A 15,459-nucleotide genomic window follows, 5' to 3' on the forward strand; every position below is an offset into this window, starting at 1 on the left:
GGCGCGGCCACGGGACGACCATCATGACCGCATCCAGCACCGCATCCACCGCCGGCGACACCGGACCGGCCGGCGAGGCCTTCCAGCCGCCGGAGGGTTTTGCCCTGCTGCGGCCGAACGAGGGCTACATCGCCGTCTCCGGCCCCTATTACAGGGCGGCCGGCGGCCTCTACGGCTTCCAGTCCGACGACCGGCACGGCAATCCCAACGGCGTGCTGCATGGCGGCGCCATCCTCACCTTCGTCGACACCGTGCTCGGCCGCGAGGTGGTCAGGGTGACGCGCCGGCGCTGCGCCACCATCGCGCTCAATTCGCAGTTCATGGCCGCCGGCAAGCCCGGCGACTGGATCGAGGCGAAGGTGGTGATCCGCAAGCTCACCGGCTCGATGGCCTTCGTCGATGCGGAGGTGACGGCGGCCGGCGAACCGGTCCTCACCGCCACCTCCATCTACCGCATCTTCTCCGGCGAGATCGGCGCCCCGCCGCGCCCGCCGGAAACCGCGCCGGCCTCCTGACCCGGACGACGAGCCACCCGGCCGGAGGTCCCGCAGGCCATCGCACCGTCACAGTAACCACCTCACCAGTTACTTACTTGATTGACGCCGTGGGCTGTCGGGCTCTATCCTCCCGCCATGTCCGCACCGCCCGGACCTGCCGGTCGCGGGGCGGACCCTGAACGATGGTGCCTGCAGGCGCCGCACGACACCGGGAGGATTCGATGACCATTGCCAGGCTGGCCCTTGCCGGCATTCTCGCCGCCTTCGCCGCCGCCCCCGCGGCGGCACAGACCTTTCCCAGCCGGCCGATCACCATGGTCGTGCCGTTCGCACCGGGCGGACCGACCGATATCGTCGCGCGCCTGGTCGCCGAGCGCATGTCGACCAGCCTTGGCCAGCAGGTGGTGGTCGAGAATGTCGCCGGTGCCGCCGGCACGACCGGTGCCGGTCGCGTCGCGCGCGCTGAGCCGGACGGCCACACCATCCTGATGGGCCCGATGAGCACCATGAGCTTCTCGCCGGCGCTCTATCCGAACCTTGCCTTCAACCCGCTGACCGATTTCGAGCCCATCGGCGTCGCGGCCTCCGCACCGATCATCGTGGTGGCATCGAAGCGCATCCCGGTGACCACGCTGGCCGAGTTTTCCGCCCATCTGAAGGCCAATGCCACCACCGTCAACAACGGCAATGCCGGCGTCGGCTCCACCTCGCACCTGGCCTGCCTGCTGCTCAACAACCGGATCGGCGCCTCGCCCACCATGGTGCCTTATCGTGGGACGGGACCTGCCATCCAGGACCTCGTGGCCGGCAATGTCGGCTATATCTGCGACCAGGTGACGAGCCTGATGGGCCAGGTTCAGGGCGGCGCCGTGACCCCGCTCGCGGTGCTGGCGCCGACCCGCTCGCCGGTGCTGCCGAACGTGCCGACGGCCCAGGAGGCCGGCATGCAGGGCGCCGAGATGGTGGTCTGGAACGCCGTCTTCGCGCCGAAGGGCACGCCGGCCCCGATCGTCGCCGCGCTCAACGCCGCGCTCCGCAAGGCGATCGACGATCCGGCCGCCCGTGCGCGCTTCCTGCAGCTTGGCGCCGAGGCCCCGCCCGAGGCCCAGCGCTCGCCGGATGCCCTGCGTGCCCTCCACGCCGCCGACGTGCAGAAGTGGGGCGACGTGATCCGCGCCGCCAACGTCCGCATCCAGTAATCCGGACGTGCCGGGGCGGAATGCCCGCCCCGGCACGCCTTCGCGCGGGTCGAAAGCCCATCGGTGGCCCATGCGCCTTGCCCTGTGCAACGAGGTCCTGCGCGACCTCTCCTTCCCTGCCCAGTGCGCCTTCGCCCGCGCGGTCGGCTATGACGGGCTGGAGATCGCCCCCTTCACGCTATCGGCCGAACCCCATCGGCTGTCAGCAGCCGAGACGGCGGGCTTGCGCCACATCGTCGAGGACAACGGGCTTGCCGTCACCGGCCTGCACTGGCTGCTGGTCACGCCGCAGGGCCTGTCAATCACCGCCCCCGACGCCGCGATCCGGTCGCGCACCCGCGACATCCTGCTCGGCCTGCTCGACCTCTGTGCGGGCCTTGGCGGCCGGGTCATGGTCCATGGCTCGCCGGCCCAGAGGCAGGTCGCCGGGGGCCAGAGCGAGCAGGATGCCTTCGCCCATGCCCGCGACCTGTTCTCCGCCCTCGCCCCCGAGGCCGGGGCACGCGGCATCACCTATTGCATCGAGGCGCTGGCCCCGCCCGACAACCACTTCGTCACGACGCTTGCCGAGGCGGCGCAGCTGGTGGACTCGGTCGCCCATCCCGCCTTCCGCACGATGATCGACACCTCGGCGGCCTCCGCCCATGAGGCGGAGCCGGTGGCCGACCTCATCCGCCGCTGGATGCCGACCGGGCACATCGCCCATGTCCAGTTCAACGATGCCAACCGGCGCGGCCCCGGCGAGGGCCGGGACCGTTTCGCGCCCGTGCTCGGGGCGCTGGCGGAATCCGGCTATGCCGGCGACATCGCCATCGAGCCGTTCATCTACGAGCCGGACGGCCCGGCCTGCGCCGCCCGCGCCGCCGGCTATGTGCGCGGCCTGATGGAGGCACGGGGTTCATGACGGCCCGGCCCGCCCGTGCGACTGTCAGGCCGGGCCCGAATCGGCACGGGGAGCACGGATGGACGAGGTGAAGGAAGCGGACGCGGCGGCGAAGCCGATCCGTCGGCGCGACAGCGCCGGCACCCGCGCGCGCATCCTCAATGTCGCCACCCGCGAGTTCTCCAACAAGGGCTACGAGGGGGCGAAGACCGACGACATCGCGGATCGCGCGCGCATCAACAAGCGCATGATCTACCACTATTTTTCGTCCAAGGAGCAGCTCTACCTGGCCGTGCTGGAATCGGCCTATGAGCGGGCCCGCTCGGCCGAGCAGAAGATCGAGCTCGACCAGCTGGAGCCGCTGCGGGCACTGGCGCGCTTCACCGAGTTCACCTTCGACAGCTTCGTGCGCGACCGCACCTTCATCAACCTGCTCGCCACCGAGAACCGCCAGCGCGCCAAGGTGCTGAAGAAATCGGCCAAGGTGAACACGATGAATTCGCCGGTGATCGCCGCCATCGGGCGCATTCTGGAAAAGGGCGAGGCCGACGGCACGATCCGGCCGGGGCTCGATGCCCGGCAGCTGTGGATCACCATCATCGGCATCTGCTATTTCTTCTTCTCCAACGTCTACACCCTGTCGGTGATCTTCGACGCCGACATGGAACAGCCCGACCAGATCGCCGAGCGCCGCACCCATGTGGTGGAGTTCGTGCTGAGGGGGGTGAAGGCCTGAGGCGCCGAACATATCCGATTGATGTTTGGCCGGCTTTAGACACCATAGGCGGCCTGCTGGCGATCTATGATAGGTATGCAATCACCAGCTTCCGGATTCCGGGAGGGACGAGTGGCCAGACTACTAGGTGCGCGGGAACGTGAGATCATGGATTTCCTGCACGATAATGTATTTGATCCCGTTCTAAGTTCCCCGACTGCATCGAAGGGGCTGAAGCAAGGCGTCCGCCTTACAATAACGCGGCTCGAACAGCGGGACGCGAGAGGCATGATCCAATACTTTTGGTCCGCTGTGATTGGCACCGAGCGAAGCATCGGCTTCGCCGCACAAATGAGGGCGGAGGGATTTGGGCGCTTCGAAGAGGCCATTGACGACTTTCGGATCAGATTTCCGGTCATCTAGACATTTTATTTGTCTCGCGCTGATAATCACACCACGCTTCGGTGCCTTTCGATGCAGACCCTCAGCACCTCGTCCATCGGGCGCTGCCACCAGTCGAGTTCTGAAAAGATCTCGACCTCGCTGAAGCCGTCAAAGCCCGCTGCCTCCACGGCGGCCCTGATCTTCTTCAGTTCGATCACCCCGTCGCCCATCATGCCGCGGTCGGTGAGCAGGTCGCGGGTCGGCACCAGCCAGTCGCAGACGTGATAGGCGAGCAGTTGCTCGCGCCCGGCCCGCGCGATGTCGCGGAAAAGGTTCGGATCCCACCAGACGTGATAGACGTCGCACGCGACCCCCAGCGCGCCGGTCCGGCCGGGGTCCAGCCGGTCGCAGATGTCGAGCGCCTGTTCCAGCGTGTTCACGCAGGCCCTGTCGGCCGCATACATCGGATGCAGCGGCTCGATGGCGAGAGGCATCCGCACCTGCAGCGCATAGTCGAGAAGCTCGGCAATGCCGTCCTCGACCTGCGCCCGCGCACCGGCAAGATCATGCGACACCGCCGAACCCGGCCGCGAGTGCTGCGGCAACCCGCCGACCACCAGCACGAGGCACACGGCGCCGAGCGCCGTTGCCTCGTCCACCGCGCGACGGTTGTCGTCGCGCGCCTCCTGCCGTTTCGACGCATCGGCCGGAAACATGCCGCCGCGGCAATAGCCGGAGAGCCGGAGGCCGTGGGTCTTCACCGCCTTGACCGCCGCCTCAAGGCCGACGGCTGCCACCTGGTCGCGCCAGGGCGAGATGGCCCGGATGCCGTGGCGGGCGCAGGCCTCGATGATCTGGACGAGGTCACCCTGCTTTCGCACGGTGGCGGTGTTGATCGAGAGCAGGGAATGGTCGGTGGAGAAATCACGCATGGTCGTCAGGGCCTTGTCATGTCCGGTCAGGGCAAGGGCGCCGGCTGCCCTGCTTCAGGCGAAAGCGTCCTTCGAGGCTCGCTGACGCTCGCACCTCAGGATGAGGAAGGTGGGCAGACTGCACCAAGGGTCCGTATGCGGTGAGGCGGTCAGGTCTCATCCAGGACTGATGCAAACCACATCCCTCCTCATCCTGAGGTGCGAGCGGCAGCGAGCCTCGAAGGACGCACCTGGCTGCTGCAGGTCACGACCTGATCACGCCACCCCTCGCGTCGCCATCACCGCCGCCATCCGCGCCGCGGCCCGCTCGGGATCGCGCAGGATGCCGGCCTGGTCGGCCAGCCGGAACAGTTCGGCAAGATGCAGGGTCGAGCGCGTGCTCTCCTGCCCGCCGACCATGGTGAAATGGTCCTGATGGCCGTTGAGATAAGCGACGAAGACCACGCCGGTCTTGTAGAACCGGGTCGGCGCCTTGAAGATGTGCCGCGACAGCGGCACGGTCGGCGCGAAGATGTCGTGGAAGGTGGCGATGTCGTCATCCGCCAGCGCCGAGAGCGCCCCCGCCGCAGCGGGCGCGATGGCATCGAAAATGCCCAGAAGGGCGTGCGAATAACCCTTGTCGTCGCCCGCGATCAGCTCCGCATAGTTGAAATCGTCGCCCGTATACATCTTCACGCCCGGCTTCAGGCGCCGTCGCATGGCGATCTCCTTGTCCTTGTCGAGGAGCGAGATCTTGACGCCGTCGACCTTGGCGGCATTGCGGTTGATGACATCGACCGCCGTGTCCATGGCGGCATCGAGGTCCCAGGTGCCCCAGTAGCCGGCGAGCGCGGGGTCGAACATGTCGCCGAGCCAGTGGATGATCACGGGCTGGGCGGCCTGCGACAGGATGCGGTCATAGACCCGCGCATAGTCCTCCGGGTTCCTGGCGACCCGGGCAAGGGCCCGCGAGGCCATCAGGATGATGCGGCCGCCGAGCGCCTCGATCGCCTCGAACTGCGTTTCGTAGGCGCCGATGACATCGTCGATGGATGTCGCATCGGCGGGGTCGAGATGGTCGGTCCCCGCGCCGGAGAACACCACCGCTCCGGGGGTGGCCCTGGCCTGCCGCACCGAGCGGCCGATCAGGTCGAGCGCGCCGGCCCAGTCGAGCCCCATGCCGCGCTGGGCCGTGTCCATCGCCTCCGCCACCCCGAGGCCGAGACCCCAGAGATAGTCGCGATAGGCCATGGTCCGGTCCCAGTCGATGGCATTTTTGAGCCAGGGATCGGTGTCGGCCAGCGGGTCGGCGACCATGTGGGTGGCCGCCAGCGCAATGCGGTTCAGCGGCCGCGTGATCCGGTCGGGGAAGTTCCGCGGCACGGACAGGCCATAGGTCTCGATCCGCCTGTCGGCGGTCGGCAGCCGCACGGTGACGGCGGTTTTCGGCTTGTCGAGCATGGTGCTGCTCCTTCTTAGCGTTGGTATCGGAAAGCCCGTCGCCGGACCCGTCACTCAGTCCGTCATCCCCGGCCGAGGCGAAGCCGAGGGGAAGGGGATCCATGGGCTGCGGCACCCGTTCCTGGGCCCCCTTCCCTCGCCCTTCGGGCTCGCCGGGGGTGACGGTTGAGGTTCTGACGGAGCCTGCGCTCCATCGATGTCACACCGTCAGCGCGGGAACGTCGACCCAGCGGCGCTCCTTCCAGCTCTGCAGTGCGCATTCGACCAGCTGCACGCCCTTGGCCCCCTCGATCAGCGAATAGCGGTAGGGCGCATCCTCCACGACGTGACGGATGAACATCTCCCACTGCGCCTTGAAGCCGTTCTCGTAGGTCTGGTTGTCCGGCATTTTCTGCCAGGTCGAGCGGAAGTCGATGGTCTGCTTCTGGTCGGGGTTCCAGACCGGGCGGGGCGTCGCGTTGCGCGGCTGGATCATGCAGTCATGCAGGCCGGCGACTGCCGAACCGAGCGTGCCGTCCACCTGGAACGTGACGAGGTCGTCGCGATAGACGCGCGTCACCCAGCTCATGTTCATGTGGGCGATGACCCCGCCCTCCAGCTCGAACGTCGCATAGGCCGCATCGTCGGCGGTGGCCGGATAGGCCTTGCCGTTCTCGTCCCAGCGCTCGGGAATATGCGTGGCTCCGAGGCAGGACACCGCCTTCACCGCGCCGAACAGGTTGTCGAGCACGTAGCGCCAGTGGCAGACCATGTCGAGGATCATGCCGCCGCCATCCTCGTTGCGATAGTTCCAGGACGGCCGCTGCGCCTCCTGCCAGTCGCCCTCGAACACCCAGTAGCCGAACTCGCCGCGCACCGAGACCATGCGTCCGAAGAAGCCGCTGTCGCGCAGCGCCTTCAGCTTCATCAGGCCGGGCAGGAACAGCTTGTCCTGCACCGTGCCGTTCTTGACGCCCTTCTCGCGGGCAAGCCTCACGATCCGCATCGCCTCGGGCAGGTTGGTGGCGATCGGCTTCTCGCAATAGATGTGCTTGCCGGCGTGGATCGCCTTTTCCAGCAGCGTCGGGCGCATCTGCGTGGTGGCCGCATCGAAGAAGATCTGGTTCCCCGGATCGGCAATGGCGGCATCGAGGTCGGTGCCCCAGCGCTCGACACCATTGGCTTTCGCGAGCTGGGCTACCTTGTCGGCGTTGCGGCCGATCAGGATCGGGTCGAGCTGGACGCGCGTGCCGTCGGAGAGCTTCACGCCGCCCTGCGCGCGGATGGCCGCCACCGAACGCACGAGATGCTGGTTGGTGCCCATGCGGCCGGTCACGCCGTTCATCACGAGGCCGAGTGTCTTGGTCATGCGGTCAGTCCTTCACGGGTCGGATGGGTGAGCGGCTGGAGCGAGGCCCAGTCGGGTTCGGCACCGGAGGCAAAGCCCGGCGCGTAAAGGCTTGAAATGTCGAGGGAACCGGTGGCTGTCGCCAGGCGGATGCGCCCGCCCGTCCGCCCATAGAGGCCGGGATGCGCATCGCGGAACGCAATCGCCTCCGACACCGGGGCAAGGCCGAAGCCATCGACATAATGGTGGCCGTTGCGTTCCACATGGTCGAGGCCGAGTGCTGCGACGAAGGCCGTGTCCTGCTGGACGGCAAGGCCTGCCTGGCAGGTCAGGTCCTCGGCGGTGACGAAATAGCGGCCGTCCTCCCCCGCCTCCGCGTTCCACGCCGCGGCGCGGGCGGCATTCAGCAGCGCGCGATAGAAGCCCTTGCAGCATTTGGAGGAGACGCCCCGGTAGCCGAGCGCCTTCGCGCGCGGGAAGGCGTCATAGGCATCGTCGGCCTCGTCGATCACCACGCCGCGGGCCGCCAGCGCCGGATCGAGCGCCTGCTCGAACGTGGCGGCGCGGTCGAAGGGCTGTTCGACAAACAAAAGCCGCGCGACCAGCGCCGCAAGCCCGGCATCGGCCGCGACAAGGGCAAACAGGCTCGCCAGCGCCTCGGGCCGGTATTGCTCGTTGGCATCAAGGGTCAGCCGGTAGTCGATGCCGCGGCCGTCCAGCAGGCGCGCGATGGAGTCCAGCCGGATCAGGTCCGCGGCCGGATCGCCGGAGAGCTTGACCTTGAACCACCGCAGGTCCGCCGCATCGATCTCGGCACGGAGACTGTCGCTGCCCTCGATCCGGTCGGTCATGCCCACCGTGTGGCGGATGGCAATCGTCGAGGCGGGCTTCAGCCGCGCCAGTTGCGCATCGATGGCCGGCTGGTCGAGATCGGCGGTCAGCCGCGCATCGAGACCGACGGCATTGGCCTTCAGCACGTCGACGAAGCTGAGGCCGAGCACTCTGGACAGGCCATCGAGCACGGCCTTGTCGATCTGCGCCACGCCGAAGCCGGCGGAAAGCGGGGTCACGTCCTGTTCGCGCGCCCAGGCGAGCTGCTCGCCATGGTGCCGGGCGTGATGCCCGAAGGCGGTGTCCGGGCCGGCCCCGGCATTGGCCAGCGCTGCGGCATGGACGAGGCTGGCGGCAAGGTCCGCCGCCGTTTCCTGCGGCGTGCGGCCGGGACGCTTGTCGAACCATTTCGGCGGCATGAGCTCGGCGCTGGCACCCCGCGCCTGGCCGACACCCTCCACCTCCACGGTCAGGCGCACGAAACTCTGCACGGCACCGTCCACCGTGACCGGGCCGAAGCGGAACGGCAGGCGGAACGGTGTCGGCCGGCCGAACACCTCGACATCGCGGATCCGGATGCGCGGTGCGGTCATCGCGCGCTCCCGATGGGACCGGATGCGCCCATGCGGGCGGGCCCTGCCTGTGCCATGCCGTCCACTCCCTGCGACCGTCCCTGAACGGCCCTTCTGAACGGAGCCGATAATTCACTCACCAGTTACTTACAAAGCACGGCGCGTCCTTGTCAAGGCAGCGCGCGGCACGCGCCGGCATGGCGGCCCCGCACATGGCAAAGGGGCCCGCCGCCAGTGGCGACGGGCCCCTCCGGCCCCCAGCCCGTCCCCTCCGGGCTGTCGAATGTTGGTGTTCCCCGTCAGCGATACCAGAGCGTCGGCAGGGCCGTGGTGAACCAGGGAAAGATCGAGATCATGATCAGCACGATGAACAGCGGCGCCAGGAACGGCATGACGCCGACGATGGTCCGGTCGAGGCTGACCCTTGCCACCCGCGAGAGCACGAACAGCACCATGCCGACCGGCGGGGTCAGCAGCCCGATCATCAGGTTGAGCACCATGACCACGCCGAACTGCACCGGGTCGATGCCCACCTTGGTGATGATCGGCATGAGGATCGGCACCAGGATGGAGATGGCGGCGATGGTCTCCATGAAGCAGCCGACGACCAGCAGCAGCACGTTGATGATCAGCATGATCAGCAGCGGGTTGTCGGTGATCGACAGAAGCCCGGTGGCGATCGCCTCGGTGACCCGCGTCGTCGTCAGAACCCAGCCGAACAGCGAGGCGGCCCCGACGATGACCAGCACCGCGGCCGTCATTTCGATCGTGTCGAGCGTGATGCGGTAGAACTGCTTCCAGGTCAGCGACCGATAGACCAGCACGCCCAGCAGCAGCGCCCAGGCGCAGGCCGCGATCGCCGCCTCCGTCGGGGTGAAGACGCCAAGCGACATGCCGCCGATGATCAGGATCGGTGTGAACAGCGCCGGGATCGCCCGGATGAAGCTGGTCAACAGCAACGTCAGGCGGAACATCTGGTCGCGGCCGAGATTGTGACGGCGCGCGTACCAGGTGACGTAGAACATCATCACCGTTGCCATCAGCACGCCGGGAATGAGGCCGCCGGCGAAGAGCTGGCCGATGGACACGTTGCCGACCACGCCGAACACGACCATCGGCAGCGAGGGCGGGATGATCGGCCCGATCGTGGACGAGGCCGCCGTGATGCCGATGGCGAACTCGTCCGTGTAGCCGTGGTCGCGCATCGCCTTGATCTCGATATTACCGAGACCGCCGGCATCGGCCACCGCCGTGCCGGACATGCCGGCGAAGATCACCGAGCCGACCACGTTCACATGGCCAAGGCCGCCGCGCATCCACCCGACCGCCGAGACGGCGAAGTCGAAGATGCGGTTGGTGATGCCGGCCGTGTTCATCAGGTTGCCGGCCAGGATGAAGAAGGGCACGGCGAGCAGTGGGAAGGAATCGACCCCGCCCGCCATGCGATGCAGCACGACGAAATCCGGGATCATCGTGTGGATCTTGATATAGGCGAGCGAGCCGACCCCGAGCGCCACGAAGACGGGCACGCCGATGACCAGCAGGAGAAGGAAACCGCCAACGAAGACGAGCATGACGATGTCCCCTCAGCCGAGCGGCGGCTGTGCCGGGCGCCAGCCGCGCCGGGCGTTTTCCAGGAACATCTGCCCGGCCCGCCACAGCATCAGCACGCAGCCCAGGAGCACGCCCGCATAGACGATGCTCATCGACAGGTCGAACACCGTCATGCGCTGGATCTCCATCCGCTCGGTCACCTGCCAGGCAAACCAGACGAGCAGGCCGACAAAGCCGAGCACGATCACGTCGATGAGGAAGTTCAGCACCCGGACGGCGGGCATGGGCAGGAAGACATGCAGCACCTCCACCGCGATGTGGCTGCGCCGGCGCATGGCGACCGCCGCTCCCACGAAGGTCACCCACATGAGCAGGTAGCGCGCGATCTCCTCGGTCCAGGCGAAGGACGAGTTGAGCACATAGCGCGAGAAGAACTGCAGGAAGACCACGAAGGCCATCAGCCAGAACAGGGTGAAGGCGATCCAGTCCTCGACGAAATGCTCGATCACGACCTCGGGGTCGGAGGCGACGATAAGCTGGTCCTCGCCCTGATCGGGCCGGGGGGGATCGGACGTCATGGACAAACCCTGTGCGAGAAAGGCCGCCGGCCGGGAGGGGCCCGGCCGGGCATGATGGCGCCGGAACGCGCGGAGCGGAACGGCCGGAGCCGGCGGGACCGCCGGCCCCGCCGGTCACCGTTGTCAGCTGGCCGGGGCAAGCCCCTGCAGCGCGTCGTATTCGGCCCGGGTCCAGCCGGCGCCCGATGCCGCATCGTTGTGCAGCGGCACGGCGGCCGTGCGGAAGGCGGCCCGGTCGGGCACGATCACGGTCTTGCCCAGCTTGCGGAACTCGTCGGCGAGCTTCTGCTCCTGCGAGCGGATCTCGTTGCTGGCGCGCGAGGCCGCCTCCATCAGGACCTCCGAGAAGGCCGACTTCTCGGCATCGTTCAGCCGGCCCCAGACATGGCCGCCGACGATGGAGAGCAGCGACTCGGTGATGTGGCCGGTCAGCATGATGTGGCTCTGCACCTCATAGAACTTCTTGGCCATGATGGTCGGCAGCGGGTTCTCCTGGCCGTCCACCGTACCCTGCTGGAGCGCCAGATAGACCTCGGCGAAGGCGATGGGCGTCGCATTGGCGCCGACCGACTTGGTGAACATGAGGAACAGCGGGGCCGGCGGCACGCGCAGCTTCATGCCGCGCATGTCCTCGGGCTTGTTGATGGCGCGGTTCGCCGTGACATGGCGCTCGCCGTAATAGGTCAGCGCATTGATCTTGTGGCGGGTGCGGCCCTCGTAGCCGGAGGCGATCTGCCGGAACAGCGGCGCGTCGCGATAGGCCTTCCAGTGGTTGAAGTCGCGCAGGATATAGGGGGCGTTGCTGATCGCCATCGGCCGGTGGATCGAGCCGGCGAAGGCGACGCCGGTATAGATGATGTCGACCGTGCCGAGGCCGAGCGCCTCGTTGATCTGGTTCTCGTTGCCGAGCTGCGAGGCCGGGAAGACCTCGATCTGGTACTTGCCGTTGGTCCGCTTGGCGATCTCGGCGGCGGCCCACTGCGCTTCGGTGTGGTAGGGCTCGCCCGTCTCGTAGACATGGGCCCATTTCAGCTTGGTCTGCTGGGCGCGAAGCGGGGTGGCGGCGAAGGTCGCGAGGCCTGCGCCGGCGATGAGGGCCTTGCGGCGATTGAGGGTCATGGTCGTCTCTCCCTGACATGAACCGATTTGATGCTGCATCGGACGGTTTCCCCGTCGCTTCTTGCCGGCAGCGCACGGCCGCCGGAGCCATGAATTCAGGTGCGCACCCCCTTCGGATGGGCCCTGTCATCGATGAAGAAATCCGGATTGAAGAGGTTGAGGTCGCCGAGGTTGAGCGTCAGCCGGTCGATATGGGCGCCGAGCCGCTCGGCGGCCGTCTCGGCATCGCGCGCCTCGATGGCGTCGAGGATTGCTGCGTGCTCGGCCACCGCGAGCAGCATGCGGCCCTGAAGCGGAAGTGTCAGCCGGCGGAACCGGTCGACCTGGAGCTTGACCTGCCGGACCAGCGCCCACACGCCCGGATGGCGCCCGGTGATCGCGATCGCCTCGTGAAAGCCCTCGTCGGCCCGATGGAACTGATCCTGGTCGTCGGCCTCCGCGGCCTCCTGCATGCGCGCGACGATGGCGCGCATCTCCATGACTTGGCTGCGCGTGGCATGGACGACGGCCGCCCTGACGGCAAACTGCTCGAGCACCTTGCGGATGGCAATCGCCTCGCCAAGCGCACTGATCGGAATGCGCGAGACATAGGTCCCGGACTTGGAAACGATGTCGACAAGGCCTTCATCGGCGAGCCTGAGCAGGGCCTCGCGCACGGGCGTGCGGCTGACACCGTGGGCGGCCGCAATTCCCTTCTCGCTGATCTGGGAGCCGGGAGCGCGCCTGAGCGACAGGATCTCTTCGCGCATGAGCGCGTGAATGGTCGCGGCCGCAGTCCCGCTGCGCCCGCTCCGCCTCTCCGTCAGGCTGCCCACATTCGCGAGCATCGTTTCCTCCGGGCATCTGGGTACACCTAATATACAAGCCATTCAAGGCCACGACCCATTGCGCTCAGCGCAAAGCCTTTTTTCCCTGGTGCAGGGAAAAGAGCAGGGAAAAAGCGGCTCACCGAACCAGTACATCGCGGGCCTCCATCCCTCGGCTTGGCCATCGACTGAGCGCCACAGTTTTCCCTGCTGCAGGGAAAAGAGCAGGGAAAGGGCGGCTCACCGTTCCATGACATCGCGGGCCGTCATCCCTCGCCTCACCGAACCATGACGTCGCAGGCCGCCGTCCCTCGGCGTGGCGTCGCTTGAGCACAACCGGGGCGAACGGCCGCAAGCCGCTTCCGCCAGAGCTCCCGTTTGCAAGTGATGTTTACATGCATGCCACCTACTCCATCATGCGAATTTCATTGAACCATATCTTCTGAAGATCAAGTCAAAAAACAATATCAAACCTCGGCTTTTTGCTTGATGCATCAGAAAAATCGAGCATTGGTGGAGACGGCGATAAATGATAAATCGTCTACGAAATATTGTACTGGAGATTACAATGGATGCCATGCATCACACGCCTGAGTTCTCTCACTTCACCCAAAATATCAACAGTGATGCAGCGCGCAGAGCATTCATAGGTGGATCGGACGCGAAGATCATCATGGGGACTGACGAAACCGCCCTAATAAGGCTCTGGGAATTCAAATCGGGCAAGCGCCCTTCTGATGATTATTCCAACAATCTTGTTGTCGCTTTAGGGAATGCAACAGAGCCACTGAATTTGGAGTGGTATCAAAAAAACACGGGTCACCAAGTAACCGATAGCCAACAGCGAATGTTTCACTCCGACTACGACTTCATTGCTGCGACATTGGATGGGCTGACTGATAACGGCCAATCCGTATTTGAAGCGAAGTTCATGCTTCCTTGGTCGTTTTCGGAAGAGGCGGCCGCGGCAAAGCATATGCCGCAACTCCAGCACAACATGGAGGTAGCAGGGCGCCACAGCGCCCGGCTCTCGATCCTGACAGGCGGAGGCAAATGGGTCCTCATCACAGCTGAAGCTGATCCTATCTATCAGGCAGCCATGGTCGAAGCGGAATTGCGCTTCTGGGACTGTGTTCAATCAGGGCGCCCACCCCGTCTCTTGGGAGCCGCGCCGCCGCCGCCCAAGGCCGAGATAATCCGTATCGTCAATATGAATACGAGCAATGAATGGGCCGTCCTTGCGGCCACGTTTAGGTCCACAAAGCGGTACTATGACGATCATCTTGCCGCCAAAGAGGGATTGAAGGCGTTGATTCCCGCCGATGCTGCCGAAGCCATCGGCAAGGGCTTGCGCGCAAAGCGCAGCAAGACAGGCGCGGTCTCCTTTGAGATTCTGGCGGATAGGTGAGGCCATGACGTGTTCATCCGACTCGATCCGTTTGGTCGCGCCTGCTCTTGCCGCAGCGCAGCAGGAAATCGAGAACCCGCCCGCGCGGCACCAAGGTCAGATCCGTCGCCAACTCTCCTCCGGCCTTGCGCTGATCGCCCCCTATAGGTTCGCAAGCCTCGGCGACGGCCTTGCGCTGTTGCGGCCGATCCTTGGGCGCCATGGTCTATCCGTGATCCAGGCGACGAGGATCGATCCGGCCCTAGCCTTGCTGATCCTGGAAACGCGCATCATCCACAACTCCGGCGAATGGATTGGTGCTGAATACCCGGTATCCCCTTTGCTCATTCCCGCTGGAAGCGATCCTAGGGATACCGGCGCAGCACTGACCTATGCCCGTCGCCAATCGCTCTTCGCATTGATCGGAATTGCGCCCCAGGCCGATACGGATGGGACGGGAACCGTCCCGGCAGATCCGGAATTCTCGTCAGAACGCGGCGACAACTCTGGCGCCGAGCGGTTGCCGTGGGCGAGACGGACACAGGGCCTGGACGAAACCCCGGAGGCTTACGCAGAACACCACAAAGCGGTCCACATTCCTGACCGGGAGCTCGATGCGGTCCCTTTGAGGCCGGTCGGCGATCGGAAGGAGGGGACGCAACGAACAATTGCTAGACCCGACCCGAAAGTGCTCGAAGAGGAACTGATGGGCCTTGGTTCCATCACGTGCCTTAGGCGTTGGGCGATTGATCGCATCAAGGCCCTAGAAGCCCTCGCACCGGAAGAGCGTCATCAGCTCAGGGCTGCATTCGCCGTACGATGCAGCCAGGTTCGCCAGCGAGCAGGTGGCGATGGGGCAAATGGATCCGCTCCTTTCGACAAAGCAGGGGAAGCCGATGACCAGCCCCCCGGCGCCGTACCTAAGCTCAACGGAACTCTCTTGCTTGCAACAGATCCCGCAGACGGCAAAGCGGATCAAACGACTGGGCGGGCCCGAGCGCGCAAAGCCGCGCCGACTTCATCGGCTACACCCCAGGGCGTCAGGAACTGACGGCGATGGCTAAGAAGTCCTGGTTCATTCGACCTGTCCAGCACCCCTTCGGCGCCGCCCGACATCCCCTCCCTGCAAGGCTAAGGGAACAGATCGTCGATCGCCAGGACGGGGCATGTGCCCTCTGCGGCTGCCTCTTGAGCCCGGGCTTCACCGAATATGATCATGATCCGCCTCTCGCCCT

General features: G+C 66.0%; 14 protein-coding genes. 6 read left to right on the forward strand and 8 right to left on the reverse strand.

Annotation, left to right across the window (positions count from 1 at the left end):
- The first annotated feature begins 23 nt into the window (after positions 1 to 23).
- The 4 genes from ACTIFS_RS20180 to ACTIFS_RS20195 all read left to right on the forward strand — a co-directional run bounded on the left by ACTIFS_RS20180 (position 24) and on the right by ACTIFS_RS20195 (position 3,315).
- Positions 24 to 515: a PaaI family thioesterase gene (locus ACTIFS_RS20180; RefSeq protein WP_439575922.1), complete on the forward strand. Its 492-nt coding sequence runs from the start codon at positions 24 to 26 to the stop codon at positions 513 to 515.
- A gap of 203 nt (positions 516 to 718) precedes the next feature.
- Positions 719 to 1,696 carry a Bug family tripartite tricarboxylate transporter substrate binding protein gene (locus ACTIFS_RS20185; RefSeq protein ID WP_439575923.1) on the forward strand — a complete coding sequence of 326 codons (978 nt, stop codon included), beginning with the start codon at positions 719 to 721 and terminating at the stop codon, positions 1,694 to 1,696.
- A gap of 70 nt (positions 1,697 to 1,766) precedes the next feature.
- A complete protein-coding gene (locus tag ACTIFS_RS20190; protein WP_439575924.1) occupies positions 1,767 to 2,600 on the forward strand; it encodes a sugar phosphate isomerase/epimerase family protein in 834 nt (277 codons plus the stop codon).
- 58 nt (positions 2,601 to 2,658) lie between these two features.
- On the forward strand, positions 2,659 to 3,315 hold the full coding sequence (locus ACTIFS_RS20195; protein WP_439575925.1) for a TetR/AcrR family transcriptional regulator: 657 nt from the start codon (positions 2,659 to 2,661) through the stop codon (positions 3,313 to 3,315).
- 428 nt (positions 3,316 to 3,743) lie between these two features.
- Here the strand turns inward: ACTIFS_RS20195 and ACTIFS_RS20200 are convergent, their stop codons facing one another.
- The 8 genes from ACTIFS_RS20200 to ACTIFS_RS20235 form a co-directional block, all read right to left on the reverse strand.
- A complete protein-coding gene (locus tag ACTIFS_RS20200; protein WP_439575926.1) occupies positions 3,744 to 4,610 on the reverse strand; it encodes a sugar phosphate isomerase/epimerase family protein in 867 nt (288 codons plus the stop codon).
- Between the two features lie 255 nt (positions 4,611 to 4,865).
- Positions 4,866 to 6,050 (reverse strand): dihydrodipicolinate synthase family protein, encoded by a 1,185-nt coding sequence (locus ACTIFS_RS20205; protein WP_439575927.1) that lies wholly within the window; start codon positions 6,048 to 6,050, stop codon positions 4,866 to 4,868.
- 199 nt (positions 6,051 to 6,249) lie between these two features.
- Positions 6,250 to 7,398 carry a Gfo/Idh/MocA family protein gene (locus ACTIFS_RS20210; protein ID WP_439575928.1) on the reverse strand — a complete coding sequence of 383 codons (1,149 nt, stop codon included), beginning with the start codon at positions 7,396 to 7,398 and terminating at the stop codon, positions 6,250 to 6,252.
- Positions 7,395 to 8,801: an enolase gene (locus tag ACTIFS_RS20215; protein WP_439575929.1), complete on the reverse strand. Its 1,407-nt coding sequence runs from the start codon at positions 8,799 to 8,801 to the stop codon at positions 7,395 to 7,397. The genes ACTIFS_RS20210 and ACTIFS_RS20215 overlap by 4 nt, the downstream gene beginning before the upstream one ends.
- 278 nt (positions 8,802 to 9,079) lie before the next feature.
- Positions 9,080 to 10,354 (reverse strand): TRAP transporter large permease, encoded by a 1,275-nt coding sequence (locus ACTIFS_RS20220; protein WP_439575930.1) that lies wholly within the window; start codon positions 10,352 to 10,354, stop codon positions 9,080 to 9,082.
- Between the two features lie 12 nt (positions 10,355 to 10,366).
- On the reverse strand, positions 10,367 to 10,912 hold the full coding sequence (locus ACTIFS_RS20225) for a TRAP transporter small permease (RefSeq protein ID WP_439575931.1): 546 nt from the start codon (positions 10,910 to 10,912) through the stop codon (positions 10,367 to 10,369).
- A gap of 123 nt (positions 10,913 to 11,035) precedes the next feature.
- Positions 11,036 to 12,031 (reverse strand): sialic acid TRAP transporter substrate-binding protein SiaP, encoded by a 996-nt coding sequence (locus ACTIFS_RS20230; RefSeq protein WP_439575932.1) that lies wholly within the window; start codon positions 12,029 to 12,031, stop codon positions 11,036 to 11,038.
- 95 nt (positions 12,032 to 12,126) lie between these two features.
- On the reverse strand, positions 12,127 to 12,858 hold the full coding sequence (locus ACTIFS_RS20235; protein ID WP_439575933.1) for a GntR family transcriptional regulator: 732 nt from the start codon (positions 12,856 to 12,858) through the stop codon (positions 12,127 to 12,129).
- A 547-nt stretch (positions 12,859 to 13,405) separates the two neighbouring features.
- Here ACTIFS_RS20235 and ACTIFS_RS20240 point away from each other — a divergent pair.
- Together ACTIFS_RS20240 and ACTIFS_RS20245 are read left to right on the forward strand one after the other, a co-directional pair.
- The gene (locus ACTIFS_RS20240) at positions 13,406 to 14,245 is read left to right on the forward strand and encodes a YqaJ viral recombinase family protein (RefSeq protein WP_439575934.1); all 840 of its coding nucleotides are present in this window, start codon (positions 13,406 to 13,408) and stop codon (positions 14,243 to 14,245) included.
- A 4-nt stretch (positions 14,246 to 14,249) separates the two neighbouring features.
- Positions 14,250 to 15,275, forward strand: a complete 1,026-nt coding sequence (locus tag ACTIFS_RS20245) for an ERF family protein (RefSeq protein ID WP_439575935.1) — start codon at positions 14,250 to 14,252, stop codon at positions 15,273 to 15,275.
- Positions 15,276 to 15,459: the final 184 nt, after the last annotated feature.

This window comes from Phreatobacter sp. (assembly GCF_051860605.1).
Classification (GTDB): Bacteria; Pseudomonadota; Alphaproteobacteria; order Rhizobiales; family Phreatobacteraceae; genus Phreatobacter.

Bases quoted from the DNA above. Each gene is read 5' to 3' on its own strand.
- ACTIFS_RS20180 (WP_439575922.1), top strand. From the start codon at position 24: ATGACCGCATCCAGCACCGCATCCACCGCCGGCGACACCGGACCGGCC.
- ACTIFS_RS20185 (WP_439575923.1), top strand. From the start codon at position 719: ATGACCATTGCCAGGCTGGCCCTTGCCGGCATTCTCGCCGCCTTCGCC.
- ACTIFS_RS20190 (WP_439575924.1), top strand. From the start codon at position 1,767: ATGCGCCTTGCCCTGTGCAACGAGGTCCTGCGCGACCTCTCCTTCCCT.
- ACTIFS_RS20195 (WP_439575925.1), top strand. From the start codon at position 2,659: ATGGACGAGGTGAAGGAAGCGGACGCGGCGGCGAAGCCGATCCGTCGG.
- ACTIFS_RS20200 (WP_439575926.1), bottom strand. From the start codon at position 4,610: ATGCGTGATTTCTCCACCGACCATTCCCTGCTCTCGATCAACACCGCC.
- ACTIFS_RS20205 (WP_439575927.1), bottom strand. From the start codon at position 6,050: ATGCTCGACAAGCCGAAAACCGCCGTCACCGTGCGGCTGCCGACCGCC.
- ACTIFS_RS20210 (WP_439575928.1), bottom strand. From the start codon at position 7,398: ATGACCAAGACACTCGGCCTCGTGATGAACGGCGTGACCGGCCGCATG.
- ACTIFS_RS20215 (WP_439575929.1), bottom strand. From the start codon at position 8,801: ATGACCGCACCGCGCATCCGGATCCGCGATGTCGAGGTGTTCGGCCGG.
- ACTIFS_RS20220 (WP_439575930.1), bottom strand. From the start codon at position 10,354: ATGCTCGTCTTCGTTGGCGGTTTCCTTCTCCTGCTGGTCATCGGCGTG.
- ACTIFS_RS20225 (WP_439575931.1), bottom strand. From the start codon at position 10,912: ATGACGTCCGATCCCCCCCGGCCCGATCAGGGCGAGGACCAGCTTATC.
- ACTIFS_RS20230 (WP_439575932.1), bottom strand. From the start codon at position 12,031: ATGACCCTCAATCGCCGCAAGGCCCTCATCGCCGGCGCAGGCCTCGCG.
- ACTIFS_RS20235 (WP_439575933.1), bottom strand. From the start codon at position 12,858: ATGCTCGCGAATGTGGGCAGCCTGACGGAGAGGCGGAGCGGGCGCAGC.
- ACTIFS_RS20240 (WP_439575934.1), top strand. From the start codon at position 13,406: ATGGATGCCATGCATCACACGCCTGAGTTCTCTCACTTCACCCAAAAT.
- ACTIFS_RS20245 (WP_439575935.1), top strand. From the start codon at position 14,250: ATGACGTGTTCATCCGACTCGATCCGTTTGGTCGCGCCTGCTCTTGCC.